The following is a 25,183-nucleotide window of genomic DNA, read 5'->3' as shown; positions in this document are numbered from 1 at the left end:
TTCGAAAACACCCTCTGACCTGCGATGTGGGCTTGTGGGCTTGTGGGCTTGTGGGTTGGGGGGACACTCGCGGATGCAGGGGCTCTCTCTAACTCTCCAACATCTAATTTTCTTTACTAACGTGAATACTGAGACCGTCTACCCCGCTGTGAATGCCACCCCGGCCCACAGAGCCCACACGGCCCACAAGCCCACATCGCAGGTCAGAGCATGTTTTCGGTGTGGGCTCTTCGGATGGTGTGGGCTGCCGATGTCCGATTTTGACTTCAGGACAGTGCATTTCGGGCACATCAGGATGCACCAGCTGAGTCGTCACCCGCTGAGCGGTCACAGACTCACCGGAACATCCCGCCGCGCCGACGCCCCCGGCGACACGTCGTCCACGGAACGCCGCTGCCATGGACATACACGTGGGAGCCGCACCCCGACGCCGGCGAGCGCCTGACGCTGGAACTCAGGCTGTGGTCGCGGACGAACGGGACCGGGTCGGCAACCGCACGCCCGACACGCAGTGACGGTTGTTGAAGTGCTGGCGGACCTACCGCGAATCAGATCCCGTCCAGGCGCCGCCGGACCACGTCGACGTCCCGCGACCGGTCACGGACGAACCGCCGCGACTTCAAGGTGAACTCCGACTTCTCGATCACCACCAGCTTCAACCCACGCTCAGGGATCAGCGTGCGCTTGCGCTCGTCGTAGAGGCGGCGCTGCTCGCCGCGGCCGACCCCGGACACTGTCTGCCGGCGGTCAAAGAACGGCGAGGGTTGTGAGTGCTGCTCCTCCTGGAACTCGACGACCAGCCGCAGCTCCGGCCAGTACCCGTCTACGGGGAGCGTCGAACCTCGGGGCCGTGTGGGAGACGGGTCTCCACGGAGCCAGTCGAACCTCTCCTGGCGGCGGCCAACCACGCCGAGGATCTCGTCGCAGAGGTCGAGGACGTAGTGCTCATCGGAGTCCGAGCGACCGGCCATCGCGCGATCGTCTCACCGATCCCCACCGGTTGCCCACACCCCTCGTGGGAACCACGCCGCGCCCCGTCCACCGAACTCCGCCACACGTCGGTCCCTTCCCTTACGCTGCCTTCACCATGCAGAGCAAGGAGCCGTGGCGCCCGCCGCCGAAGCTCGAAGAGATCGCCGCCGTGGTGGCCCGCGTCGAGCTGATCCCCGCCGACCGCCCGCTCACCGCGCGGGAGATTCGGATGCTCGACAGCCTCGCGGCCCAGCTGCGGCGGCGGTCCCTGAATGACCGGTCCGAGGGGCTCCTCGACCTCCTGCGCCGCGTGTCGGCGGTCCGTACCGGCAAGCGCGACGCCGGTGGTCCCGCACCCGGCGCGAAGAACCCGGCGGAGGAAGGTAGAGGACGAGTCGGTCGCATTCACCGTGAATTGTCCGAGTTGGCGGCCATGCAGCCGCTTCAGGGGAAAAGCCTCGGGCGACTCCATGAGATCGTCGAAGAGACGGCGCGACTGGTCGAGAAGGGTCCCGCGTACCGGCGCGCGTACGAGCGGGCGCTGCATATCCAGAAGAAGGCCCTGCGGCCGCCGCAACAGAAGAAGGCGACCGGCAAGTCCCGCGGGCTCGTCAAGAACCCGGAGCTGTTGTACGGCGGCCGCGAGGTACTCGGCGGGGCACCGTCGACGGGGCGCCGGCGCTGACGGTGTCCGACACCTGCCATCTGAAGTTTCGGTGACCTGATCGACGAGGTGTAGGAGGGCGGACGTCACGTGGAGTTCCCCACCGACGAAGAGGTCCTGGCTCACGGCTTCCGGTTCCGGCCGGCATGGTGGACGCCGAGGGTGCCGCAGGGATGGGGTGACTTCCTGTCGCAGCTGCCGGCACGGGACCGCGGCTACCGCATCATCACGCGCGCCGACCTGCTCGACGCCGCGACGAGTCACGGGCTGCCGCAGGCATTGCTTGCCAGCTACGTGTGGGGGACTGGTTCCTCGGCGTTCCTCGTTGGCCGCCGGGCACGGGTGTTCCGGGACAACGATGTTCAGCGCATGGGCGACTCGCTGCGGGCGGTTGCCGACGCCTTGCGCAGCGACGATACGGTCGAGGCGTACACGTCGATGCTCCGAGGACATCCGCACAACCTCAAGCACCTCGGCCCGTCGTTCTTCACCAAGTTCCTGTACGCCGCGGACGCACGTGACGGCCAGCCGGGAGGAGCCTTGATCCTCGACCAGTTCGTGGCTGTGGCGCTGAAAGAAGTTGATGGATGGGAGATTTCGCGGAACGGGCCGTGGGATCCATCCACCTATGAGAAGTGGATCGACCACGCCCACAAGATCGCGACCGCCGAGGATGTCCGGGCCGACGCGGTCGAGATGGCCTACTTCAACCACGGAAGGGCGATCGCTTCACGACGCTGATCGATTGGGCACTGCGAAGCGAGCACGGGGAACGCGCGTGACCGCCCTCTGCGCGACGACACGCCGGAACCGCACACAGAGGTGCTCGCGGGCACGCCGCCGAATAGCCCATGTAGGTAATGGGTCCAGCGTTACGCGTACGCCATGCCCTCCTCGGCGAACAGCGCCTCGATCAGGTTCTTGTTCGTGGCCGCGGCGATGCGCTCGTCGACGCCATTCTTGGTCAGATCGAGAGCCCGCATCACGCCATCGATCTCGGCCACCGCCAAGCACCGCCGAACTCGGTCGGGGTGGTCCTGGGCATACTTGGAGAGCGCCGCCCACTTCGCGTGAGTGTCGGCGAGGCTGTGGTTGTGCGGATCGACGATGTCCATGACGTACTTGCCGTCACCCTCGTCATGCCAAAACAGGAAGTCGGGGTGCATCAGCTGGTACTTGTCGCCGAACTCGTACGGCACCGCGAGTGCGTGCTTCCCCGAGGACGGGTTCCGGTACCAGCCGACGAGCGTGGTCGCATCCAGCTCAGCTTTGAGCACCGCGGCCTCCCACGACGAGCGGGAGGTGTCGACGGGGAACTCGCCGGCGTTCGGCTTCCCGTCCGGGATCACGTACAGATGCGACGGGTACGTCGTGATCGGCTCAGTGGTCCCACCGCGCACCTTCTCAGTCGCCGCGGCGTAGACATCGCGAGCTTCGACCGTCGTCGGCAGCATCGGCGTGGAGCCGGTGTGCCACAGCGGTTCGATCTGATCCCGGATGTGGCGGGGACGCCTTGACACCTCGGACTGATACTGGTTGCGCCATGTGTCCATCAGCGCCGCGGCCTGTGTCTCGACGGTCTCTTTGAAGCCGAGCTCGGCCATCGCGGTCAGCCGCGCCATTGCGTCGACCTCGTCCTCGCCGCGGTCACACAGGTCGTTGAAGTACCAGTTGGCCGAGCCGTCTGGGAGGACACGGCGGGCGCGGCGGAAGTACCCGTCGAGATCACGCTCGTTCGTAGGAGCGTCGCTCTTCCCCTCGCTGAGCATGATCATCTCGCCGTACTCGACAACCGTGGTGTTGATCGTCAGCGACAAGATGTCCTTGGTCTTCGCATCGACTTCGCCGCTACGCTGGCCGTCCGCGGCCCGCATCTGGTCGACGATCCACTGTCTGGCCTTCGCCGACCCCTGCTCCACGAAGCCGTGCTCGGTGAGCGCCGCAGCGAGACGCATCAGCTGCGCGGTACGTGAAGCGAACGTGGCCCGCTGCCGCGTGTACGAAGGCAAGGTGTCGAGCAGTTCGAACACCTCCGTCGGCACCTTCGACGAGCGCCCGCACACCACCGGGGCCACCACGATCTCGACCTCGACGGTCTCGTCCTCGGTCAGCGCGTTCACGACCCGGGCGACGTGCTCGGCCCGGAAGCCCGGCAGGTACGCGGCCACCTCGTTCAGGCGGTCGTTGCCGTCGACGCGCTTGGCCAGTGGGGTACGCACGAGTCTGCCGATCAGCTGCGCGATCTCGGTGTAGCTGTCCTTGTTCTGGAAGCTGATCATCACCTCCGCGCGGGGGCAGTCCCAACCGGTGGTGAGCGCTGACTTGAACAGCACGACCCGTGCACGGTCGTCACCCGCGATGGCCTCCGGGGCGATGTACCGCACGGTCTTGTCGCCCACCTTGAGCGGGCCGTGCGGGTCACCGAAGGCGTGGGCGATCGCGTAGTCGGTGAGCTCCGGCCAGGTCGACGAGATCACCGACAGGATCTCTACCAGCCGTGCCTCGGTGACCTTCGGCTCCACCTGGACCACAAGCAGCGGTTCCACCGGCCGGTCGCCCGTGGTCTCGTGGTGGGTCCGCCACGCCTCGTCGGAGGTCTTCAGGTCCTCGACAGCCAGGGCGAGCATCGTGTTGTCGGCCGCCTGGGTCTCACCGACGCTGCGGAGCAGGATCCGGTCCTTGAGCAGACCCGACTCTCGTACCTCGCCGGCCCTGACCGCGTGCAGTCTTCGAACGCGATTAGCCGCCGTCATGGCAGCCTCGAACCGATCCGGGGTGGCCGAGATGCCGAGGACCACGGGTGCTGGCGGTTGCACCGTGCCGATGTTGGTCGGGCCGCCGCCGACGATAGTGCCGGCGATGGTCTTCCGCTCGTTGTTGCTCGTACCGGAACCGCGGTGGGCCTCGTCCCAGATCACGATGAAGTCCTCGCCGCGCTCGCGCACCGTGTTGGCGATCATGTCCCACACGCCGTGGGTCCGCTTGTCGTTGCGGGTGCCGTCGGCGCGGACCGCGTGCAGGGTGGAGTTCTTCTGCATCGCCTGGATGTGCACGAAGTAGATCAGCCCCGGTTCGAGGGTGCGCTGATCTTCCTCGGCGAGGAACCGGATCCGGTTGACGTCGATCCTGCCGCCGGACGCGGTGGTGATCTTGCTGATCGTCTGCGCGTTGAGGGCGCGGTCGTCGGTGATCCACAGAACGGTGGTGTTCGGCCTCGGCTCGCGAGTCGGGGTGCCCAGGTAGATCCCTTCGAGCACCGCGGTCGCGATCACGGTCTTGCCCGCGGCGGTCGGGGCGGTGAGACCGACGGCCGTCAGCTCGCCGTCCTCCAGGTAGTCGCGGCGTGCTTTCGCGAGGCTCGACAACAGGACTTCGACGGCGGTGCTTTGGTACGGCTCCAGCGTGAACTTCACCGCACACCTCCGGCGAAGTTGTCGGTGTAGTTCAGCAGGTAGTCCTCGTAGAGCTGGACGGTGTCGATCCCGATCGGTAGCCGCTCTACCGCCTGCTGATACTCGGCGAGGGAGTCGGTGACGATGAACAGCACCCCGGGTGGTTCGCCGGTGGTAGCGGCGGTGGTGACGGCATCCGCGAACGCAACGAGGGCATCGATCTCGAACAGCACCCCGTAGGTGCCGGTGAGCGCCCAGCCCTCACCGGGGTCGGCTTCGATCCGATCCCCACGGGCTCCGCCTTGGAGCCAGAACAGCGGTGCCAACCTGGGGAACTCGATGCCCCGCCGGGCAGAGGAGGGGTCGAGGTAAACGAGATCGAACATCTCCACGTTCGCCGGCAGACCGTCGGAATACTCGGACCCGTCCGGACGCACCCCCTTCACCACGGTCGAGATCCTCGGGCGGCACACGTACTCGAACACGCCCTTGGACTCCCACTCGGCGTCGCCCGGATGCAGGCCGGCCTTCCGCAGCTTCTTAGCCTCGGTGGCCGACAACTCGTTGTTGGTCACCAGGATGGCCTGCCGGTTCCCGCCGTCGAAGGTGTTGAGCTCCATCACCGCCTCCACGGTGGTGCCCGATCCGCCGAAGAAGTCGAGGATGACGGCGTCGCGGTTGCCCTGGCTGAAGCCCATGACGATGTCGATGATCAGCTCGACCGGCTTGGGATAGGGGAACCGCTTGCTGCCGAGGATCCTCTTCAGGCGCGAGTTCCCCTCCGTCGTGCGGTGCGTCAGTTCGTTCCACATCGACGGGATCTTGTCCCCGGACACCATGTTGGCTCCGAGGATGACCGTCGGGACGCCGGGCTCGTGGCCGAGGACTTCCGTCTCTCCTGACTCGACCTTGGCGATCTCCCCCTCCGACAGGTACTGGATACCGAACGGCGCGATGGCTGCGGCTTTTCCCTTCTTCCGGAGCACCTTGATGTAGCCCTTGTCCCAGTTGGCCATGAAGGACTCGGGAACCAGCCGCCACACGCAGTGGTCACCCTTGCCGGTGATGGGCCAGATCGCCACCGTCCCTTCCGGCGCCGGCATCTCGTAGGGATAGTCGGCCCGATCGCCGGTGTACTCGCCGCTCTTCTCCAGATCGGCGAGCGTGGGGCCGGTGGAGTGCACCGCGCCCGTCTTCTCGTCGATGAAGATCGGGAAGGCCTGGTTGGGGCGCTGCGTCTTGTCGAACGCCGCGAGATTCATGGCGTGCCACGCGGCTCCGGGCTTGTTGCCGGTGAACGTCATCTGCTGGGGTACGAAGTCCGTCGGCGTGATGCAGACCAGGTGCTCGTGGACGAAGTTGAACCCAGCTTTCGGGTTGACGGCCTCGCTCGTCTGCAGCGTGACCAGCTGGACATTGTGGGCACGGAAGGTCTGCTCGGCGAGCAGCTGGAGGCGGTGCGCTTCCGCGTAGCCGATGCTGATGCAGATGACGCCGTTCGGCTTGAGCAGGTCCCTCGCGATGAGCAGTCGCCGCTCCAGGAACGACAACCACTTCGACGACTTCGCCCGGTCGGCCTGGTCCACGTACCGGTCGTTGTAGATCCAGCCGTCGTTGCCGGTGTTGTATGGCGGATCGATGTAGATCAGGTCGATCTTCTCGCGGTGGGTCGTGCGTAGCGCCTGCAGAGCGTGGTAGTTCTCGCCGTTGATCACCACGTGCCACGGGGCGTCCTCTGGACCGTTCGGGATCCGTTCCACCGAGCGCAGGCCGGGGTAGATCGGCTCCCCGAACTCCCGGACGACGGCGAGGTCATCCACCGGTCGCTCGCCACCATCACCGCTGAGGACGGCGACCTTGCGGTCCTGGTCGGCGAAGCCCACCACGATCCAGGTCTCGGTGCTCGACTCGTCGCGCAGCGAGACGCGGACGCCCTTGCGGATCGGGTAGTCGACCAGGCGGACGGACTCCGGCAGGTGCCGGTCGAAGACCAGACCGAAGTGGCGGGAGCCGCGCAGCAGGTCCACCTCACGGGCAAGGTGGCTGCGCAGTGACTCGTCAGGGACGCGACTGATCAACTGGTCGAGGATGTTGGTCTCGTCGGCCATGCGGTCCTTCCAATACGGGCAGCTGGTGGATACGAAGAACTTCTAAGCACCTGTAGACGGGATTCACCATCGCGAATCCCGTCATGGACCAGCCTAATCTGTGGCGGCGACAACTCCCGGTGCGCCTCAGCTGCCGTGTCGGTCTTACCGTGAGGGTTATCGGTTCTAGCCTATCGGCGTGCACCCCTCGTGGACGTGGGGCACAGCCGCGACACGCTGAGGTCCCGGGCAGCGTCGATCCGGACAGCTAATCTCAGCGATGGCAGACGCACACGCCGAGGCCGTGTGTGCGAAGCGGGGAGGCGCTGCATGTCGCGTGAGTGGTCCTACTGGACTCGCAACAAGCTTCAGATCCTGGCCGACTACCTGCCCCGGTTCAACTCAGCGAGCCAGCGGTCCGAGCAGCGGATCTATCTCGACCTGATGGCCGGCGAGCCCGACAACGTCGAGAAGCACACCGGTGAGAAGTTCGACGGATCACCTACCGTCGCCCTGAAATCAGACCCCGGGTTTACCACGCTCCGGTTCGGGGAGTTGGGCACCAAGGCCGACAAGCTGTCTGCAGCCCTGGCCGAACGGTTTCCCGGCGACAACAGGTACCGGGTCGTCAAGGGTGACTGCAACGAGACGATCGATGAGGTGCTCAGGGAGCTCCAGCCCCTCAACTGGGCGCCCACGTTCGCCTTCCTCGATCAGCAGGGCGCCGAGATCCACTGGGACACCATCGAGAAGCTGGCACGGTTCCGGCGGAACAAGAACAACTGGAAGACGGAGCTCTGGATCCTGATGTCACCGGCGATGATCGCCCGCGGCGTGCGCGGGACCAACGCCGAGGAGTTCGAGCGGCAGGTGTCACTGCTCTACGGCGGCGACGACTGGCTCCGCATCAAGCGCGCGTTGCACTCCCGCGCGATTACAGCTGGCCAGTATCGGCAGGAGATGGTCAACCTCATGCGGTACCGACTGGAGACAGACCTCGGCTACCAGTTCACCCACCGGATCCCGATGACGATGTCGACCAACAAGATGACGATCTTCGACATGGTGTTCGCGACAGATCACTACGTCGGCGACCGGATCATGCAGCACCTCTACAACCAGGCTGCGCAGCGTGAGCCCGAGATGATGCGCCAGGCCCGGGCGGCGAAGGAAGAGAGGGAAGCCGAGGAGGCCGGAGTGGTGGGGCTGTTCGACACCCGCGACCTCACCGTGAAGCCGGATGCCAAGCTGGGACAGGTGTTGTGGCAGCCCGAGCCGACTTGGGATCCTGCCTCACGTGACTGGTGGTACGCCGACGAGGACAGCGGCTACCACTAACCGGTTGCTGCACCGGGCATCTCGTCCCACAGCTGACCGTCGAGCTCGCGGCCAGCTGCCTTCGGGGTGCGGCCGCCCCACTGCTTGAAGAAGAACGGCACGCCCTCGTCACGACAAGCATCGCGGATCCCTCGTGCCCACGACAGTTCCATCGGCCGGTACCGAGGACCGGACTCGCCGCCGGCGATCACCCAGCCGATGCCGGTGAGGTCGATGCCGTCGAGCGGGCCGAGAAGCGGTTCGCACGACAGGAACCTCACCGCGGCCGGCACCTCGCGGAGGTGGTCGACTCGGCTCAAGACGTCGGAACTCTCCACCGAGACGCCCATCCAGAGGTTGTCCGGCCAGTCGAGCTTGTCGGCGACGCGGCGCAGTCGCAGACTGCGCTTGGTCAACACCTGATACGTGTGCTGCGGGGTGTCACGGCACACGTCGAAGACGTCGCGGATGAAGTCCAGCGGCACCCGGGCGTGGAACAGGTCGCTCATCGAGTTGACGAACACCACCCGGGAGTTGCGCCACCGCCGCGGCTCGTCGAGGGCCTGCGGGTGCACCGTGATTCCGAAGCCGGGGCCGGACGTACGCGGGTCGCCGTCCTGCTGGTACTTGTCCGAGCCCATCGCTTTGAGGCGCTTGGCCAGGGTCATCGCGTAGCAGTGGTCGCAGCCGGCGGACACCCGGTCGCAGCCGGTCACAGGGTTCCAGGTGGCCTCTGTCCACTCGATCGCCGAACGATCAGCCATTGGACTCTCCTCACCTGCGGTTTCCTGCTTTGGCCGCCACTCTATGGTGTGGTACCGACTCCCACTCGGTGTTGCAACTGTGACCGGTGTGTCGCAAGTGATTCAGTCGGCGGTTCACCAGCACTCGTGGTTGCCTGACGCCATCTCGGCTACGGAGTACTCCGTGAAGCAGGATGGGCACCTGGTCGGGCGCGGAGGTGCCGTGCAACTGCACCGGTTGCAGTTCGGGCACTTGAAGTCCGTGCAACTGTCGCAGCGGCCGCTGGACATGCGCGTCTGGAATGTCTTCCCGCACACCGGGCTGGAGCATTCCTGCGACTGGTACTTCCATGTGCCCGAGCCGTTCACCGTGGTGGGACGCAGCGCGAGGAAGACGAACCGTTCCTCGTAATCGAGCGCGGCCTCGACGCGCAGGTCGTCGAGTATCGAGCCGGTCTTGTATTCGATCCCCTCGTGGAACTCCCGCCGTACGGCGGAGTCCACCGCCTCGGCGGCGACGCGCCTGAACCCTTCCTGCGCGAGGCCCTTCGGTGGCTGTGGGTCGTCGTAGGTACTCGCGGCCGCGGTGACGACCCCGTCGAGGTCGGCGACCGCGAGGATCCACCGGGAACCGGCCGGGAGCATCTCAAGCACCCGCATCATGATCGCCGGACGAGAGGCCTCCAACCGGGCGAACAACCCGGCCATCACATCGGCCGGATGGAGCGAGGCATCGAGACGGTCGCCCGTGCCCACGGGCATCAGGACCTGCGCGGCGAACTGGTCAGACACCTGCTCCTCAATCTTGCGCCGGACGCCGTCGGCCATATCGATCAGCGCGAACCCCCACTGGTCGTGTGTCTGCTGCAGGTGGTGGCCGAGCTCGTGGAGCAGGGTGAAGTTGTCACGGCGATAGGTGGCCGGGTGGAGGTGAATCGTGGGCGGTGACGGGCGGTAGTACCCGCCCCCGCCGCAGCCGGTGTCGACGAGGTCGTCCTCAATCTCGACCTTGATCCCGGTGCTCCGCGACAGCGTCCCGAGTGGATCGCTGCCCAGCGCCGACAAGTTGAAGGTCGTGCACTCCTCGATGATGCGCGCGGCTATAGCCCGGGCGTCGCGGTTGGCGGCAAGCTCATCCCACCCGTCCACCGGACTACCTGGTGTCCCGGCCAGCGCGGCTGATGGCGTCGCGCAGTTTGGTCTCGCGCATGGCGTCGCCGTCGTTGCGCGCCGCGAGCAGGAATTCGCGCCTGGCGAGGCGGCGGATGTCAGCCTCTCCGAGACCGGTCTCGGTGGTACGCGCGGTGATCAGACGCTTGTAGCGAGGCTGGGCCATGTCAATCACGACGTCGGCGAGGGGGTCAGCGCCGACGAGCGAGTCCTCCTCGACGCCGAGCCGCTCAGCCACGGCGGCGAGCTGCTCCGAGGTTGCCGGCACGACGCCTGTCATCAGCGACCGCAGTTCCGGCAGCGCGAGTCCCAACACCTCGCCGACGATCCGCGAATTGCCGCCTGCCTGCTGAACCTTCGCCGAGTCGAGGAACAGCCCCTCCTCGGCGCCGCCGGAGTTGAAGCACAACTCGGTCCAGTGTTCGACCATCAGGCGGTCGGCGTCGGTGTTCTCCGCGTCGCGGGCCGAGCCCGCCGCGAAGTCCAGTCCGGGGTCGTCTCCGTCATCGAGCGCGAAGGAGATCGGGGGGATCCGATCGGGCGGGAGCAGCCGACCGAGGCTGCGATCCAAGAGGTGGTTGCCGATCCCGGTCTCCCGCGTAGGCCACAGGGTGACGGGAACCTCGAGCGGCGAGTCCTCCACAACCAAGCCGGGAGCGAACGACACCTCACCGGGAAGAGTCACCGGCCACGCCAGCACGAACCCGTGCTTGGCGGCGGCGATCACCGCAAGCCCGACGACCTCGCCCTCCCAGGACAGGATCCACAGGTCGCCGGTGCGGACGTGTTCGCTCTGCGCACCGCGGTCCCAGAGCTCGTGCGCAGAAGCCGGTACGCCTACCGGGCGATCACCGACGCTCACTGCTCACCTCCCACGGTCGTCGCTGCAAAAAGAATCGCCAGAGTACAGGTCATGAGTCGAACAGCCGATTCTGGTAGACCTCTCGGGCCACCTTCACCTCGTCCGCAGGCAGTTTGCCCAGGTACTCGCATTTGCCGGTATGCCCCGTGACGGCCTTGTAGACCGGATGGATGTAGCGCGAGGTCCACCACCCTGCGGCACCCAGGCGGGTCGCGTGGATCTCCGGCATCGCCTTGCTGGGCAGGTCCTCGGGCTTCTCGTCGCTGGTGATCCGGGACAGACCAGCCCACGTCGTGTCGTCGCGGCGCTCCGCCATGCACGCCATCGGCCGCACCGATTTGCCGACGCGCGCCGGGTTCTTGGTGGCCTCCTTGGTCACCCAATAAACATCGCCGAACTTGGCGTCCCCACCTGGCATGGGCGGCAGCCTACAAGCGCATGCCGACAGCTCCGGTGTGCCGCGCTGCGGTGCACCTGCGTGTTGCGGGCCTACCGGCGCCGAGCCTGAGCTCCGCGAGTCACGCAACGCAGCGGCTGCGTCGTCTCCCGCAGTCCGAACTCCGACTGCACGGCGGCGAGGCGGGCGTGCACGTGCTGGCGCAACTCCGGCGACATCTCGGATTCGAAGTGCAGCAGCGCCCGTAGGACACCGTCCTCGTGGCCGGCCTCGGCCTTGGTGCGCGAGGGTTCCGCGTCGGCGACCTGGTGAACGGCGCGGCGGAGGTCCACGATCCTGTCGAGCTTCACCTCGTCGCGCTTGGCAGCCGCCTCCGCGATGGACAGGCCGGCATCCTCGTCACGAAGAGCGTTGCCGTAGTGGCAGTCGGCGCTGCGGAGAAAGGTGAGGACCTCGTCGCGGTAGGGCGCAGTGTCCTCCAACGCGACGAGCGCGGCCACCGGCTTGCCGCCGCGCACGATGACGATCTGTTGGCCTGTCCGGATCACCTGTTCGACTGCGGCGTCGAGCCCGTCGGCCAGTTGAGAGGTGGTCATGCAGGCGGTCTCGGTAGAGGTCATGAGGGGACCGTAGCGGTACCGGCGACGCCGGTGATCAGAACGGGCCGGTCATTCCCGGTCCCGTTCCTCGTCGTCCCACTGCTCGCCGTCGTTGCGGTGATCCTCGTTGTCGTACACGTCGCGCTTGTCGTCCATGCCGGCACCGTGCCCTCGGCGCTCCCGTTTCGTCCCCCGCGGCGCGCCCGACACTCCCGAAACCCCAGCTCACCGCCCCCAATGAAACCCAACCCCCGTCACCTACGAGAATTTCTTCCCACCTCTTCTTCTCACCCCCACCTGCTGCTTTCCGAAGCCCGAAACCGCCTCCGCGCCAGCCCATCACAGTCACATCCGGTTTCTGTGCGGTGACCGACGGGAATTTTGATTCCCGCAATTATCGACTCTGTTACCAGGGGAAATAGCTTGAGAAACTAGGCGTTCCCGCAGAGGCCGCAGGTAGACGCCGAGGCCGTGCGGACGCGCCGCGTTCCCCGCCGCAGCGGACGCTGCGCATAGTTTCCGCGCCATGATGCTTCCCGCAGTGACCACCGCCGCGCAGCCGCCGGACCTCGCACCCGATGTGGTCGCACGGATCCGGTCCGCCACCATCTCGTCACAGTCGGAGGGCACCCGTCGCGCCTACGTTTCGGCGTGGCGACGGTTCGAGGGTTGGTGCCGGCGCAGCGGGTACGAGTCGCTGCCGGCCCACCCGACGGTGATCGCCGCGTACCTCGTCGACGCCGCCGAGACCATCGACGAGTCCGGTGAGCGCGCCTACTCGCCGCAGTCGTTGGGGAAGTGGATCGCGGCGATCGGGGACCGGCACCGCCGCGTCGGTATCGATCCGAACCCCGCAGCGCATGAGCTGGTGCGGCAGACGATGTCGGGGATCAAGCGGCAGTACGCCAGTCGAGGTGACCGGCCCCGGACGCCTCGTACCCCGCTGCTCACCGACGACGTGATGCTGTTGGTGATGGCCGCGCGAGAGCAGATCGACGGGTGGGTCAGCGCGGTCTACGAGCGCCGAGACTCCGCGCTGCTGCTCATGGGATTCGCGGCCGCACTGCGGCGCAGCGAGCTCACCGAACTCACCGGCGCCGATGTCGAACTACACACGGCGGACGGCGTCCATGTGCACCTGCGGAAGTCGAAGACGGACCAGATGGGGTCGGGCGCCGTGTACCCACTGCCGCGCGCGAAGGACCCGAGGCGCTGCCCACCTTGCGCGTATGTTCGTTGGGCAGCAGCAGTTTCCGCGTTCGACGGCGGCGGGAAGGACGCGGTGATCGCCCTGATCGCCGACACCCCGGAGTTCGGGGGGCGACATGTGTGTCGTTCGCGCGCGGCGAAGTTAGCCCGCAGTGCTCCGTTGTTCCGCTCGATCCGGCGCAACGGGATGCTCACCGCCACGGCGCTTTCCGGTGCGGGGGTGCACGCCGTGATCCGGCGGCGAGCAGTGCGCGCGGGATTCGATCCCGAGGCTGTCGAGAGACTTGGCGGGCACAGTCTGCGGGCGGGATTCGTGACGCAGGCGGCGCGAGCCGGGGCCGACCACCACTCGATCATGCGGCAGACCGGTCACCGGTCGCCCGCGATGGTCACCAGGTACGTCAGGGAGAGCGCACCGCTGATCGGGAACGCGGTGACGCAGCTTGGGCTCTGACCGGCGCGGGCGTCAGATCTCAGCGGTGGCGGCGTGGAACAACGCCACGCGATCGACTCCGTAGGCATCCGCCAGTGCGGCGAGTTCCGCCACCCTGCATGGGCGCTGACCCAGCTCGATGCGGGTGACCACAGACTTGTCGATGCCGGAGGCCTCCGCCGCCTCGCGCACCTGCATCCCCGCCCGCTCACGCGCTGCGGCGAGTGCCTGCCCGATCTCGACGTCGGCCTCCGTCACCCGTTGCGGCACCCACTTGGAGTCGTCACCCATCCGGACATTCTCCAGTGTGGGTTCAGACGTGACGGTGCGGCCCTCCCGGTTGCCGGTTCCTACTCCGCCCACGCCACGACCTCAGCGCCTGCCGCAGCTCGCCTATCCCGCCGGCGACTCCGCGACGATCATGACCAGGTGCCGTTCCGTCGGCGCGGACACCTCGTCGGACGCGGACGTGATCATCACCGGAGCGTCGAGGAGCATCGACAAGAACTCGGCCAGTCGAGCGATGTCGGAGACGCTGGCGCGGATCACGGGGCGGGTGGTGGTGGTGATGTTGCTCATCTCTGCAGAATGGCACGCCGCGTCGGCATCTGACACGTCGAAAATTCCCCCTCTGCAACAAAGTTCACTGATCCTGCAACACGTCGACGAGTCTCGGCAGGTCTCGGAGGTGTTGCCGGTTCGGATGCACCTGCACCGGATCGTGCATCGAGGAATTGGCTCGCGGGGTGTCAGTGCTGCCCGACAGACTTGGCGGCATGACCGAGAACGGCGACGGCCACGGCTGGCCTCCGATCGACCCTGCCGACGGCTGGGCGAAGCTCCTCACCGAACTCAGAGCGGACCTGGAGCGCATCGATCCGGGACTCGTTGTGCGGCAGGTGAAGCAGAAGGGAGGTCAGCTGTGCGTATGGGCCGAGGCGAGTGACCCCGCACTGGCCGAGGCAGTACACGCGCGGATCGCCGAAGCCGAGCAGCAGTCAGCCACCACCTGCGAACGCTGCGGGCAGCCCGGGCGGATCCAGCAGCGCCCCGACGGTTGGTACCAGGCGTTGTGCCCCGAGCACTCGGAAGCCGCGAGCGAGACGGAGGGGCAGTCGTGAAGTGGATCCCCGACACGAAGACGCTGGAACTCACCGCCCGCAACATCGCCGCGCTCACCGCCAAGCTGGATGATCCCGCCTCGGCTCGGATGCTGCAGTCCGGCGACGGGAAGGCCACCGTCCATGCCGTCGAGACCGCCGCCGCCGACAAGGTGACTGCGGCCGCCGCCGAGGGCGTGGTCACCGTGACCCGCGCGCAGCTGGCCGAACTCGCGGTCGAGGGCGCCATCGTCACCGTCGCCGGGATCACGGTGGTGAGCGTGCCGGACAGCGCGCACTACTCGGACCGTCCCAGCGGCGTGGTGCTCATGCCCAGCTCGGGCGAGGTGCTGGAACCGGACACCTCGCACTGGCATCTGCGGCACGTCTGCGAGGTCTGCGGCAAGACACAGATCCTCACACCCGCTGAGGCTTTCGACGCCGGTTGGGATTACCCGCCGCGGATGGGCCAGTTCGGCGTCATCAGCCCGAGGACGTGCGGGGACTGCCCGATGACCGAGACCGTCTGGGCGGCGCTCACGCTGGAGCAGCGCAGCCGGGAGGACCTCAGCGATGAGCAGCTCGACACGATCGCCCGCATTCTCGCCGAGCCGATGTCGATCACGGTGGAGCAGCCGGAATGATGTCGGTCCGCGAGCTCATCGAGCAGCTGTCCGAGCTCGACCCCGAGGCCCCGATCTTGGTGACCGGCTACGAGTCGGGCTTCGAGCCGTGCATCCTCAGCGTGGTCGAGGTGCAGGAGCTGGACCGCGGTGACGACCAGGAGTACCTCGGACGGTTCGAGACCGTCGACGAGGCGCGGCGGCAGGCTGCGCAGGATCCGCAGGGCTGGGTGTCCATGGTCGGCGTCCCCACGCTGGTCGGCGAGCCGGTCACCGCCGTGGTCCTGTGCCGGGATGGTCGGTGATGGAGCTGCACTCCCACCTGCCGAAGAACCTCACCGACACTGATGTCGTCGCAGTGGAGGTCACCGCACCGTTCCGGGTGCGCGTCACCCACCGCGACGGCACCTCGACCGTGCACCGGTTCAGCTCGGAGGAGTTCACCGGCATCGCAGAGCCGCTGCGGAACCCCAAGGTGTTCGCGTCGGCCGCGGTGATCGGCCACTGCCTCGGGTGGGATCTGCACGGTGGCCTGTACGACCGCGGTGGCGACGCCTTGTGGCTGCACGCGCACGGCTGGTGCGACGGGAGCCACGATCTCACCGCAGTGGTGGAGCGGTGACCGACACCGAACCACACCGGTGGCCCGGCTGCCCATGGCCCGGGTGGGCGCAGCTCTACGCGAGGCTGATCAGAGACGCGCGTGCCGCTGACCCGGAACTGGTAGTCGAGGACTTCGAGCCGGGGTCAATCCATCCGAACAGCATCACCTCTTCGCTGTCGCCGGCCGCTGCCGACAGACTCTTCGACCGCATCGAGGAGGCGGAGCAGCTGTCCGAGATCACCTGCGTGGTGTGCGGCGGCGAAGGCGCCGGGTGGCCGCCGCTCTGCGGCGAGCACGGTGGGTGACCTACGCCGCGCCGCGTCCGTGCTTGTCGGGGCGCACCGGCTCACCGGTGGCCTCCAAGTCGCTCACCGCGATGCGCAGGCCACCGGACGGCATCTTGCGAGCGTCCAAGTGCCCGTTGGTGATCCAACGGCGGATTGTCCAGTGGGAGCAGTCCATCAACTGGGCGGCGTGCTCCACGGAGACGTACGAGGGGGCGACGCCCCCGACGGTGAGGGCGGACAGGTCGAGCTTCGGCACGGGGAACTCCAGGCATCGCGAACGATGCTGGTGCACCCCCGGAAGCCCCCTCCGAGGCGGGGTCCGGGCGGCATGTCCAGCTGGTGCGGCACTCGCCTGCGCGGGGGAGCGGGTCACCGCTCCCGGGCAGCCGCGCTCGGAGTCGCGACCTGCCAACAGTGTGCAGGTTTGGTGTGACAGGCTCTACTGAGACGGGCGGGATGCCTTCGGCGTGTCGCGGCAGAAGAGATGGCACGGAGATGGCACATCGGCGAGCTGCTCGACGTCTGCGGCCTCGTTACCAGCAGCAATGCCCGACTGGGGAGCTGCGTGTCCTGCATGCTGTAGACCCGGTCAGACCTGGTCGCCGAGTGTGGGCCTTATGTACGCCAACCTCCGGCTGAGCGTGCACAAAGCCCACACTCGATGGAAGGTGTCTTGGTTAAGGACCCGAAAAGATGAATGCTGCCACCGCCCATCCGATCGTCGACTCGACGTTGGAGCGTTATGCGGACGCGCTGGGCGATGATCTTCCCGCCTACCGCAATCATGTGTATCGGGGACTGACCTACCACCAAGAACTGTGCGGTGCGGCGCTGCCCGATTGGGTCGCGCTCGCGTGGGCCGTGCATGACCTGGGCATCTGGACCGCGGGCACTTTCGATTACTTGGAGCCTTCGTGCGACCTCGCGTCGGCGCTGGCCGGCGAGTTCGGTATCACCGAAGTCGGCCGCGCACGAACGATGATCGCCGAGCATCACAAGCTGCGCGCCCTAGACGACCCGATGAGCGAGGCGTTTCGCGTCGCCGACCGTATCGACGTCAGTCGTGGCCTCTTGACCGGTTCCCTTCAGCGATCCTTCGTCAAAGGGGTCGTGAGGGAATTGCCGTACCTGGGGTTCCATGCCTTCCTGGTACGCGGTCTCCTCGGTTACGCCGCCACTCACCCACGCCGCCCTTTTCCGATGCTGCGATGGTGACGTGGCGCCCTCGGTCTGCGCAGGTCAGCGGGTCCCGCGCGGTATGGTGCTGATGTGGTGAGAATGCCGCGGCCCCCTCGGCCCCACTCCAGCGTCAAGCCCGGGGTCAAGGTCGACGCGCGCAGTGAACGCTGGCGCGAACACCGCAAGAAGGTGCGGGGCGAGATCGTCGAGGCGGCATTCCGCGCCATCGACCGGCTCGGGCCGGACCTGAGTGTGCGGGAAATCGCCGAAGAGGCCGGCACCGCGAAACCGAAGATCTACCGGCATTTTCGCGACAAGTCCGACCTGTTCCAGGCGATCGGCGAGCGGCTGCGCGACATGTTGTGGGCGGCGGTCGTCCCGTCGGTCGACTTCACCACCAACTCGGTGCGCGAGATCATCCGACGCAGCGTCGAAGAGTACGTCAACCTTGTCGACGAGCATCCCAACGTACTTCGGTTCTTCATCCAGGGCCGTTTCCCGGAGCGCTCGGAGTCGACGAGGCGGGCTCTGAACGAGGGCCGAGAGATCACCTTGGCAATGGCCGAGATGTTCAACAACGAGATGCGGGAGATGGAACTCGACCGCGCCGCGATCGAACTCGCCGCTTTCGCCGCGTTCGGGTCAGCGCAGTCGGCGACCGACTGGTGGCTGGGCCCCGCGCCCGAAAGCCCGCGCAGCATGCCCCACGACAAGTTCGTGACCCACCTGACCACCATCATGATGGGGGTCATCAGCGGCACCGCCGATCTGCTGGGCGTCGCGCTAGACCCCGATCAGCCATTCCACGACGCGGTGCCGCGCAACTCGGCGGCGAGCTAGGTCTGATTTTCCAGTCGCCCGACGGCGCCCTCTGGTAACTTCCCCGACCGAAGGTGCCTTTGCTGGGTGCCGCCAAACGCACGCTCGACGAGGGATGACAATGACCATAGCCATGGCCAAGACAAGCGTGGTCGCCGCTGCCGCGATCGCGACAGCAGCCCGCAGTCGCGCTCCCACCCACCGCGTGGGCCGACCCTGACCCGCATATCCCCAACGGAGCCGCCGACTGGTGCCCAGGCGGCCAGCACGGCGGATACGGAGGCCAGAAGTATTGTCTCGGCGAATCATTCGCCGACGGCACGTTCTACGCGGAAACGTGGAGTTTGGGCCCGAGCGGTCCGTTCGGCCCAGGCGCTTGGACCGGCTCTCCCTATTGCAGCCGATGGATTGAAGGTTCTATACAGGGGGGGCCAAGGCGGATGCGGCGGTGGCCCTCAATGGCTCAACAACTAGCTTAGCTAGTTTGCGCAGCGGCATCCGAAGGCCACGAGCAGCGCGCAGAAGTACCCGGTACCGCCGTTCCCAGGTACGATCGCGGCATGACGATCGCAGAGTCGACGACACAACCCGACACCGCCGCGCGGCCGGTTCGCACCCGTGCGCTGATCATCGGGACGGGGTTTTCCGGACTGGGCATGGCGATCGCCCTGCAGCGTCAGGGCGTGGACTTCCTCATCCTGGAGAAGGCCGACGACATCGGGGGCACCTGGCGCGACAACAGTTACCCGGGCTGCGCGTGCGACATCCCGTCGCACCTGTACTCGTTCTCTTTCGAGCCCAAGCCGGACTGGAAGCACCTGTTCTCCTACCAGGACGAGATTTGGGATTACCTGCGGGGCGTCACCGACAAATACGGGTTGCGCCGCTACATCGAGTTCAATTCGCTGGTGGATCGTGCGCATTGGGATGACGAGGAGTACCGCTGGCATGTGTTCACCGTGGACGGACGCGAATACGTCACCCAGTTCTTGATCTCCGGTGCTGGTGCGCTGCACATTCCGTCCATCCCCGACATTGAGGGGCGTGACGAATTCCGCGGGGCTGCCTTCCATTCCGCCGAATGGGACCACAGCGTCGACCTGACCGGTAAGCGAGTCGCAGTGATCGGCACCGGCGCCAGCGCTATCCAGATCGTGCCGGAGATTGTCGGCGATGTCGCTGAATTGCAGCTCTATCAACGGACTCCGGCCTGGGTGGTGCCGCGCACCAACGAAGAGATTCCGCCGGCGCTGCGGCGTGCTTTCCAGAACGTTCCGGGGCTGCGCGCTTTGTTGCGCCTCGCGATCTACTGGGGTCAAGAGGCGCTGGCCTTCGGCATGACCAAACGGCCGGACTTGCTGAAATTCGTTGAGGCCTATGCCAAGTGGAATATTCGCCGCTCGATCAAGGATCGCGAGCTGCGCCGCAAGCTGACCCCGAACTATCGCATCGGGTGCAAGCGAATCCTCAACTCCTCCACCTATTACCCTGCGATTGCCGATCCCAAGACCGAACTGGTCACCGACCGCATCACCCGCATCACGCCGGACGGGATCGTCACCGCCGACGGGCGGGAACGGCAGGTCGACGTCATCGTGTACGCCACCGGTTTTCACGTCACCGACTCCTACACCTATGTGCAGATCAAGGGACTGCACGGAGAGGACCTCGTCGACCGCTGGAACCGGGAGGGCATCGGCGCGCATCGCGGCATCACCGTCGCCGGCATGCCGAACCTGTTTTTCCTGTTGGGGCCCAACACCGGGCTGGGACACAACTCGGTGGTGTTCATGATCGAGTCGCAGATCCGCTATGTGGCCGATGCGATCAAGACCTGCGACAAGCGCGGCGCGCAGGCCATGGCGCCTACCCGCGCCGCCCAGGACCGGTTCAACGACGAGCTACAGCGCAAGCTGGGCCCGTCGGTGTGGAACACCGGTGGCTGTAGCAGCTGGTATCTCGACGAGCATGGCAAGAACACCGTGCTCTGGGGCGGCTACACCTGGCAGTACTGGCGCGACACCCGCGCGGTGCGGGCGGGCGAGTACGAGTTCTTCGGAATCGGTTCCCGCGCGTCCGCATAGAAGAAGACACGCCACGACACAAGGTGTTGTGTTACGGCCAGTTGTCGCATACCAGGGGTAGTGTTTGAGGCCTGGGCCAAGCCGCCCGTCCGTCCTGGTGAAGTGGGGTTCTGGTGAGCGAAAAACTGAAGCTGATCGACCGGGTCTCGGCCATCAACTGGAACCGTCTGCAAGACGAAAAAGACGCCGAGGTGTGGGACCGGCTGACCGGAAACTTCTGGCTGCCGGAGAAGGTGCCGGTGTCCAACGACATCCCGTCGTGGGGAACGCTGAACGCTCACGAGAAGCAGATGACGATGCGGGTGTTCACCGGTCTGACATTGCTGGACACCATCCAGGGCACGGTTGGCGCGGTCAGCCTGATCCCCGACGCGCTGACCCCGCACGAGGAAGCGGTGTACACCAACATCGCCTTCATGGAGTCGGTGCACGCCCGCAGTTACAGCAACATCTTCTCCACGCTGTGCTCGACCGCCGAGATCGACGATGCCTTCCGGTGGTCGGAGGAGAACCCCAACCTGCAGCGCAAGGCCGAGATCGTCATGCAGTACTACAAGGGTGACGAGCCGCTCAAGCGCAAGGTGGCCTCCACGCTGCTGGAGAGCTTCCTGTTCTACTCCGGGTTCTACCTGCCGATGTACTGGTCGAGCCGGGCCAAGCTGACCAACACCGCCGACATGATCCGGCTCATCATCCGCGACGAGGCCGTACACGGCTACTACATCGGCTACAAGTTCCAGCGCGGGCTGGCGCTGGAGGACGCCGCCAAGCAGGCCGAGATCAAGGACTACACCTACGAGCTGCTGTTCGAGCTGTACGACAACGAGGTCGAGTACACCCAGGACCTCTACGACGAGGTCGGGCTGACCGAGGACGTCAAGAAGTTCCTGCGCTACAACGCCAACAAGGCACTGATGAACCTCGGCTACGAGGCGTTGTTCCCGCGCGACGAGACCGACGTCAACCCGGCGATCCTGTCGGCGTTGTCGCCTAATGCCGACGAGAACCACGACTTCTTCTCCGGGTCGGGCTCGTCGTACGTGATCGGCAAGGCCGTCGTCACCGAGGATGAGGACTGGGACTTCTGATATTCGCAGGTCAGCGACGCTAGTCAGCCCTAAGGGGATTCCGGACCAAGCGTGACGCCGAGCGGTTTGCCGCCGAGGGCTGGGGTGAGGCCGGTAGGTCTGCGGGTGCGTGATGTGGATCTGCTGCGCAAACATCTGGCGGTCCGTGAGAACGCCGCCAGTAAGGGGCCCAGATCCACCCGGGTACGACTCGATCACCCGGGTGAGTCGGCAACGCGGGTGATGACAATTCAGCCTGACTTCGGACAGCGTTGACCCATGGCAGCCGGGACTTCGAGTCCCCGCTACCTATCGGTGTCAATCGCAACAAAAGGAGTGCAGATGGCTGTCAATACCTTTCGTGGGGTTACCTTTCGTGGGGTTGTCGATATCCTCGACGCGGCTGTTGGAGGCCCCGACGCCGAGGTTGGCCCACCGCACCACGCATTCTGGCGCAATGTCACTCGGGATGAGTTCGTCGCGACGAAGTTGTTCGGCCAACCCATCCTGGTGCTCGGCGATGGAGCGCATTCGAATGTAATCCTGTCGTTGAAAGGTGAGCCGCCGTTCGGCACTGGCCCCGATGCGAAGTTTCCCCGTATGCCAGTCGGATTCGACCCGGTGGCCGACGATGATATCCGTTCGATCGAACAGTGGATCGACGACGGCGCTCCGGACGGTTCCGATACTCCCGGGACCGCATAGCGGTCCGAACTGGACGCGAATCCCAGCTCGCCAAGAATGTTGGCGCGTAGGGGATCGGGTTTTGCGCACTGTGAACGATGCATGAATTGTGGGAGTACTCCGGTGGCTGAGTGGCGCCGATAGCCCTCAACCATGACACTAGGGGCGTGCCAATAACCCCAGCTTCGGCCGCGTCGTCGGCGGCCTCTTTTTTGCGATCGGTAGTGCGGTGGCTGCAGGTCGGCTATCCCGAAGGCGTGCCCGGGCCCGACCGGGTGGCGCTGCTGGCGTTGCTGCGCAGCACACCGCTGACCGAGGAGCAGATCGAGCAGGTCGTTGACGCCATCGATGAGGAGGTCGAAGGCGAAATCGACCGCGACGTGATCGGAGACTTCATCTCCGGCGTGACGAACTACGACGCCAGCCCGGAGAACATCGCGCGGGTGGCCGCCCGGCTGGCCGCCGCCGGATGGCCACTGGCCGGTATCGAGGGCTTCCCGTCCGACGGCACCGACGAGCAGTCCACCCCTAACGGCGAGCGGTCAGCCTCACAAGGTTCCTCACAAGGTTGACGTGTCGATGACGAAGCGGTAACGCACGTCGCTGGCCAACACCCGCTCGTAGGCCTGATTGATGTAATCCGCCTCGATGACCTCGATTTCGGGCGTCACACCGTGTTCGGCGCAGAAGTCCAGCATTTCCTGGGTTTCCGGGATACCGCCGATGTTGGATCCGGTCAGGCTGCGCCGCATCAGCGCCAGGGCGAAGGCCGGCACCGGCATCGGGTGTTCGGGGATGCCCAGCTCGACGAGTGTGCCGTCGACGTCGAGCAGCTTGAGGTACTGGCCGAGATCCAAGTTGGCGGAGACCGTGTTGAGGATCAGGTCGAAGCTGTTGCGCAGCTTCTTGAAGGTGTCCGGGTCGGCCGTGGCGTAGTACTCGCTGGCACCCAACCGCAGGCCGTCTTCCATCTTCTTCAGCGACTGCGACAGCACCGTCACGTCGGCGCCCATCGCCTTGCCCAGCTTGACGCCCATGTGGCCCAGGCCGCCCAGCCCGATCACCGCAATGCGCTTGCCGGGTCCGGCATTCCAGTGCCGCAGCGGCGAATACAGCGTGATGCCCGCACACAGCAGCGGGGCAGCGGCGTCCAGCGGCAGCGCGTCCGGGATGCGCAGCACATAGTTCTCATCGACGACGATCGCCTGGCTGTAGCCGCCATAGGTCGGCTGACCGTCGCGGCCAATGCCGTTATAAGTGGTGATCATGCCGCCGCCCTTGCAGTACTGCTGCAGTCCGGCCAGACAGCTGCTGCACTCACGGCAGGAGTCGACGAAGCAGCCCACGCCGACGCGGTCGCCGACCTGGTATTTGGTCACCTCCGAGCCCACCGCGGTTACCACACCGGCGATCTCATGGCCGGGCACCACGGGGTAATTGGGCTGACCCCACTCGGCTTTGACGGTATGGATGTCGGAATGGCAGATCCCGGCGAACTTGATGTCGATCGCCACGTCGTGCGGGCCGGGGTCGCGCCGAGTGATTGTGGTCTTGGTCAGTGGTTCGGTCGCCGAGGTGGCGGCGTATGCGGAAACAGTGCTCATTAACAAACCTCTTGCGTGCGCGTTTTCAGGTCAAATTCCAAATCAAATTCTAGGAGCTACCCAAAAACCTTAGCATAGGTAAGCTATTCATTTCTGGGTCGATTGTTTGCGCCCTCAGTTGATCGGGGCGTTGACCCAGCGCAGGTCCTCGACGATGCCGCGGGCCGCGACCAGACCCTGTCCGGTCTGCCAGACCTCGTTGTTGACCACGAACACCCGTTTGTCGCGATACGCCGAGAGTTTGCGCCACGGGTTGCTTTCGAACACCGTGGGCGCGCGGTCCTTCGCGGCCGGTGAGGCGAACGACACATACACCAGGTCGGCGTCGGCCGCGCTGAAATCCGGTGTGCCCGCCAGGTCGGCGTCGCTGATGCCGAGCTCGACGTAGGGCTTGTCGGTGAACCGCTGCGAGGCCGGGCGGTCGACGCCGACCGCGCGCAGCACAGTGGCCGGAAAGTTGTCGGCGCCGAAGATTCGCATCGTGTTCTCGGTGAACTGCACGATCGACGCCTGGTAGTGGGCAGCGTCGTGGGTTGCGCAGGTCTCGGCGGCTTTCGCGGTGAAGTCGGCGATCAATTCGTCCGCGCTGTCGCTGCGCCCCGTCGCGGCGCCAACGGCCCGCAGGTTGTCCTCCCACGCTGCACCGGGCGCCGCGGTGAAAACCGTCGGGGCGATCGGCGCCAGCCGCGGATACAACTGTGGCGTCAAACCCACCGAGCCCAGGATCAGGTCCGGTTTGGCCGCTGCGATGGCGTCCACGTCGGGGGCGCTGCGAGCGCCCACCGGGGGCACCTGGTGTAGGACCGCGCCCAGGTAGGAGGGCTGATCCGACGATCCGTCCGGAAGCGCGGCGGCCACCACCCGGGACTGCAGGCCCAGCGCACACAGCGCGTCGAGCGCGTCCGGTGAAAGGGCCACGATGCGTTGCGGGTCGGCGGGGACGTCGACGTCGGCAGGCTGCACACCGCCCGCGTTGTGTGCTGATCGCGTCGGCGGGCCCGGGTCCGGCGCCGCCGGCTGCGCCGGGCAGGACTCGTCGGGCCGGCGCTCGTTGCCCAATACCCCCGCCCCGGCGATCTGAGTGGTACTGGTGATCACCGATCGCGATGGCGCTGGTGCGCCCCCGGAGCCGCACGCTGCAACCGAAACCGCCGTAACCGCTGCCACCGCCGCCGCAGCGAGGCGCAGACCGCGAAACAGCACGCGCTCGACGGTAACATTCGGCCGGCTTGGCAACAGGGCTCCTCAAATCAGGCGGCTTGAATACGACGGGTTGTAGGACCCGGC

At 66.2% G+C, this 25,183-nt stretch carries 28 protein-coding genes; 15 read left to right on the top strand and 13 right to left on the bottom strand.

Annotated elements, in window-relative coordinates; all coding sequences use genetic code 11:
• Positions 1-548: 548 nt before the first annotated feature.
• Positions 549-971: a hypothetical protein gene (locus MSP7336_RS21710; RefSeq protein ID WP_113964557.1), complete on the bottom strand. Its 423-nt coding sequence runs from the start codon at positions 969-971 to the stop codon at positions 549-551.
• Between the two features lie 116 nt (positions 972-1,087).
• Here MSP7336_RS21710 and MSP7336_RS21705 point away from each other — a divergent pair, with 116 nt between their 5' ends.
• Both MSP7336_RS21705 and MSP7336_RS21700 read left to right on the top strand, forming a co-directional pair.
• Positions 1,088-1,657 (top strand): hypothetical protein, encoded by a 570-nt coding sequence (locus tag MSP7336_RS21705; RefSeq protein ID WP_113964556.1) that lies wholly within the window; start codon positions 1,088-1,090, stop codon positions 1,655-1,657.
• A 69-nt stretch (positions 1,658-1,726) separates the two neighbouring features.
• Positions 1,727-2,377 carry an 8-oxoguanine DNA glycosylase OGG fold protein gene (locus tag MSP7336_RS21700; RefSeq protein WP_113964555.1) on the top strand — a complete coding sequence of 217 codons (651 nt, stop codon included), beginning with the start codon at positions 1,727-1,729 and terminating at the stop codon, positions 2,375-2,377.
• 131 nt (positions 2,378-2,508) lie between these two features.
• Here MSP7336_RS21700 and MSP7336_RS21695 read toward each other — a convergent pair whose 3' ends face one another.
• Together MSP7336_RS21695 and MSP7336_RS21690 are read right to left on the bottom strand one after the other, a co-directional pair.
• Complete coding sequence (locus MSP7336_RS21695) at positions 2,509-5,049, bottom strand: DEAD/DEAH box helicase (RefSeq protein WP_113964554.1); 2,541 nt, start codon at positions 5,047-5,049, stop codon at positions 2,509-2,511.
• A complete protein-coding gene (locus MSP7336_RS21690; protein ID WP_113964553.1) occupies positions 5,046-7,136 on the bottom strand; it encodes a site-specific DNA-methyltransferase in 2,091 nt (696 codons plus the stop codon). Before MSP7336_RS21690 ends, MSP7336_RS21695 begins: the two co-directional genes overlap by 4 nt.
• A 309-nt stretch (positions 7,137-7,445) precedes the next feature.
• Here MSP7336_RS21690 and MSP7336_RS21685 point away from each other — a divergent pair, with 309 nt between their 5' ends.
• On the top strand, positions 7,446-8,453 hold the full coding sequence (locus MSP7336_RS21685) for a three-Cys-motif partner protein TcmP (RefSeq protein ID WP_062894984.1): 1,008 nt from the start codon (positions 7,446-7,448) through the stop codon (positions 8,451-8,453).
• Here the strand turns inward: MSP7336_RS21685 and MSP7336_RS21680 are convergent.
• The 5 genes from MSP7336_RS21680 to MSP7336_RS21665 form a co-directional block, all read right to left on the bottom strand.
• The gene (locus MSP7336_RS21680; protein ID WP_113964552.1) at positions 8,450-9,196 is read right to left on the bottom strand and encodes a DUF5131 family protein; all 747 of its coding nucleotides are present in this window, start codon (positions 9,194-9,196) and stop codon (positions 8,450-8,452) included. The genes MSP7336_RS21685 and MSP7336_RS21680 overlap by 4 nt on opposite strands.
• A gap of 114 nt (positions 9,197-9,310) precedes the next feature.
• Positions 9,311-10,324, bottom strand: a complete 1,014-nt coding sequence (locus tag MSP7336_RS21675; protein ID WP_065147231.1) for an ImmA/IrrE family metallo-endopeptidase — start codon at positions 10,322-10,324, stop codon at positions 9,311-9,313.
• 4 nt (positions 10,325-10,328) lie between these two features.
• Complete coding sequence (locus tag MSP7336_RS23595; protein WP_142706830.1) at positions 10,329-11,207, bottom strand: hypothetical protein; 879 nt, start codon at positions 11,205-11,207, stop codon at positions 10,329-10,331.
• Positions 11,208-11,256: 49 nt separating this feature from the next.
• On the bottom strand, positions 11,257-11,625 hold the full coding sequence (locus tag MSP7336_RS21670; protein WP_113964550.1) for a hypothetical protein: 369 nt from the start codon (positions 11,623-11,625) through the stop codon (positions 11,257-11,259).
• Positions 11,626-11,696: 71 nt separating this feature from the next.
• Entirely contained in the window at positions 11,697-12,224 is a 528-nt protein-coding gene (locus MSP7336_RS21665; RefSeq protein WP_113964549.1) for a type II toxin-antitoxin system Phd/YefM family antitoxin, read from the bottom strand.
• 505 nt (positions 12,225-12,729) lie between these two features.
• Here MSP7336_RS21665 and MSP7336_RS21660 point away from each other — a divergent pair.
• Positions 12,730-13,866, top strand: coding sequence for a site-specific integrase (locus MSP7336_RS21660; protein ID WP_113964548.1), 1,137 nt, complete (start codon positions 12,730-12,732; stop codon positions 13,864-13,866).
• 12 nt (positions 13,867-13,878) lie between these two features.
• Here the strand turns inward: MSP7336_RS21660 and MSP7336_RS21655 are convergent, their stop codons facing one another.
• Together MSP7336_RS21655 and MSP7336_RS21650 are read right to left on the bottom strand one after the other, a co-directional pair.
• Positions 13,879-14,208 carry a helix-turn-helix domain-containing protein gene (locus MSP7336_RS21655; RefSeq protein WP_142706828.1) on the bottom strand — a complete coding sequence of 110 codons (330 nt, stop codon included), beginning with the start codon at positions 14,206-14,208 and terminating at the stop codon, positions 13,879-13,881.
• 30 nt (positions 14,209-14,238) lie between these two features.
• Entirely contained in the window at positions 14,239-14,424 is a 186-nt protein-coding gene (locus MSP7336_RS21650; protein WP_113964546.1) for a hypothetical protein, read from the bottom strand.
• Positions 14,425-14,621: 197 nt separating this feature from the next.
• Between MSP7336_RS21650 and MSP7336_RS21645 the strand changes: the two genes are divergently transcribed.
• Genes MSP7336_RS21645 through MSP7336_RS21625 form a run of 5 tightly spaced genes read left to right on the top strand, consistent with a single transcriptional unit; the run spans position 14,622 to position 16,477 of the window.
• Positions 14,622-14,966 (top strand): hypothetical protein, encoded by a 345-nt coding sequence (locus tag MSP7336_RS21645; RefSeq protein ID WP_142706826.1) that lies wholly within the window; start codon positions 14,622-14,624, stop codon positions 14,964-14,966.
• Complete coding sequence (locus tag MSP7336_RS24600) at positions 14,963-15,589, top strand: hypothetical protein (RefSeq protein ID WP_342353147.1); 627 nt, start codon at positions 14,963-14,965, stop codon at positions 15,587-15,589. Before MSP7336_RS21645 ends, MSP7336_RS24600 begins: the two co-directional genes overlap by 4 nt.
• Complete coding sequence (locus tag MSP7336_RS21635; RefSeq protein WP_113964544.1) at positions 15,586-15,873, top strand: hypothetical protein; 288 nt, start codon at positions 15,586-15,588, stop codon at positions 15,871-15,873. The genes MSP7336_RS24600 and MSP7336_RS21635 overlap by 4 nt, the downstream gene beginning before the upstream one ends.
• Positions 15,873-16,190, top strand: coding sequence for a hypothetical protein (locus tag MSP7336_RS21630; RefSeq protein ID WP_113964543.1), 318 nt, complete (start codon positions 15,873-15,875; stop codon positions 16,188-16,190). The genes MSP7336_RS21635 and MSP7336_RS21630 overlap by 1 nt, the downstream gene beginning before the upstream one ends.
• Positions 16,187-16,477 (top strand): hypothetical protein, encoded by a 291-nt coding sequence (locus tag MSP7336_RS21625; protein WP_113964542.1) that lies wholly within the window; start codon positions 16,187-16,189, stop codon positions 16,475-16,477. Before MSP7336_RS21630 ends, MSP7336_RS21625 begins: the two co-directional genes overlap by 4 nt.
• A gap of 1 nt (position 16,478) precedes the next feature.
• Here MSP7336_RS21625 and MSP7336_RS21620 read toward each other — a convergent pair whose 3' ends face one another.
• Complete coding sequence (locus MSP7336_RS21620) at positions 16,479-16,715, bottom strand: helix-turn-helix domain-containing protein (RefSeq protein ID WP_113964541.1); 237 nt, start codon at positions 16,713-16,715, stop codon at positions 16,479-16,481.
• A 437-nt stretch (positions 16,716-17,152) separates the two neighbouring features.
• Here MSP7336_RS21620 and MSP7336_RS21615 point away from each other — a divergent pair, with 437 nt between their 5' ends.
• The 6 genes from MSP7336_RS21615 to MSP7336_RS21590 all read left to right on the top strand — a co-directional run bounded on the left by MSP7336_RS21615 (position 17,153) and on the right by MSP7336_RS21590 (position 22,864).
• Positions 17,153-17,674 (top strand): hypothetical protein, encoded by a 522-nt coding sequence (locus MSP7336_RS21615; RefSeq protein WP_113964540.1) that lies wholly within the window; start codon positions 17,153-17,155, stop codon positions 17,672-17,674.
• A gap of 63 nt (positions 17,675-17,737) precedes the next feature.
• The gene (locus MSP7336_RS21610) at positions 17,738-18,478 is read left to right on the top strand and encodes a TetR/AcrR family transcriptional regulator (protein ID WP_113964539.1); all 741 of its coding nucleotides are present in this window, start codon (positions 17,738-17,740) and stop codon (positions 18,476-18,478) included.
• A gap of 539 nt (positions 18,479-19,017) precedes the next feature.
• Positions 19,018-20,541 (top strand): flavin-containing monooxygenase, encoded by a 1,524-nt coding sequence (locus MSP7336_RS21605; protein WP_113964538.1) that lies wholly within the window; start codon positions 19,018-19,020, stop codon positions 20,539-20,541.
• Positions 20,542-20,654: 113 nt separating this feature from the next.
• The gene (gene nrdF, locus MSP7336_RS21600; RefSeq protein WP_113964537.1) at positions 20,655-21,629 is read left to right on the top strand and encodes a class 1b ribonucleoside-diphosphate reductase subunit beta; all 975 of its coding nucleotides are present in this window, start codon (positions 20,655-20,657) and stop codon (positions 21,627-21,629) included.
• 321 nt (positions 21,630-21,950) lie between these two features.
• The gene (locus tag MSP7336_RS21595; protein ID WP_069395044.1) at positions 21,951-22,313 is read left to right on the top strand and encodes a hypothetical protein; all 363 of its coding nucleotides are present in this window, start codon (positions 21,951-21,953) and stop codon (positions 22,311-22,313) included.
• 152 nt (positions 22,314-22,465) lie between these two features.
• Positions 22,466-22,864 (top strand): DUF3349 domain-containing protein, encoded by a 399-nt coding sequence (locus MSP7336_RS21590; RefSeq protein WP_084226356.1) that lies wholly within the window; start codon positions 22,466-22,468, stop codon positions 22,862-22,864.
• Here MSP7336_RS21590 and MSP7336_RS21585 read toward each other — a convergent pair.
• Positions 22,853-23,896: an NAD(P)-dependent alcohol dehydrogenase gene (locus tag MSP7336_RS21585; protein ID WP_113964536.1), complete on the bottom strand. Its 1,044-nt coding sequence runs from the start codon at positions 23,894-23,896 to the stop codon at positions 22,853-22,855. The genes MSP7336_RS21590 and MSP7336_RS21585 overlap by 12 nt on opposite strands.
• Positions 23,897-24,010: 114 nt before the next feature.
• The gene (locus MSP7336_RS21580) at positions 24,011-25,099 is read right to left on the bottom strand and encodes an iron-siderophore ABC transporter substrate-binding protein (protein ID WP_113964535.1); all 1,089 of its coding nucleotides are present in this window, start codon (positions 25,097-25,099) and stop codon (positions 24,011-24,013) included.
• Positions 25,100-25,183: the final 84 nt, after the last annotated feature.

Origin of the sequence: Mycobacterium shimoidei (assembly GCF_900417275.1) — a bacterium.
GTDB lineage: Bacteria > Actinomycetota > Actinomycetes > Mycobacteriales > Mycobacteriaceae > Mycobacterium > Mycobacterium shimoidei.
Note: the sequence above shows the minus strand (reverse complement) of the source record. Positions and strands in the feature narration are given on the sequence as shown.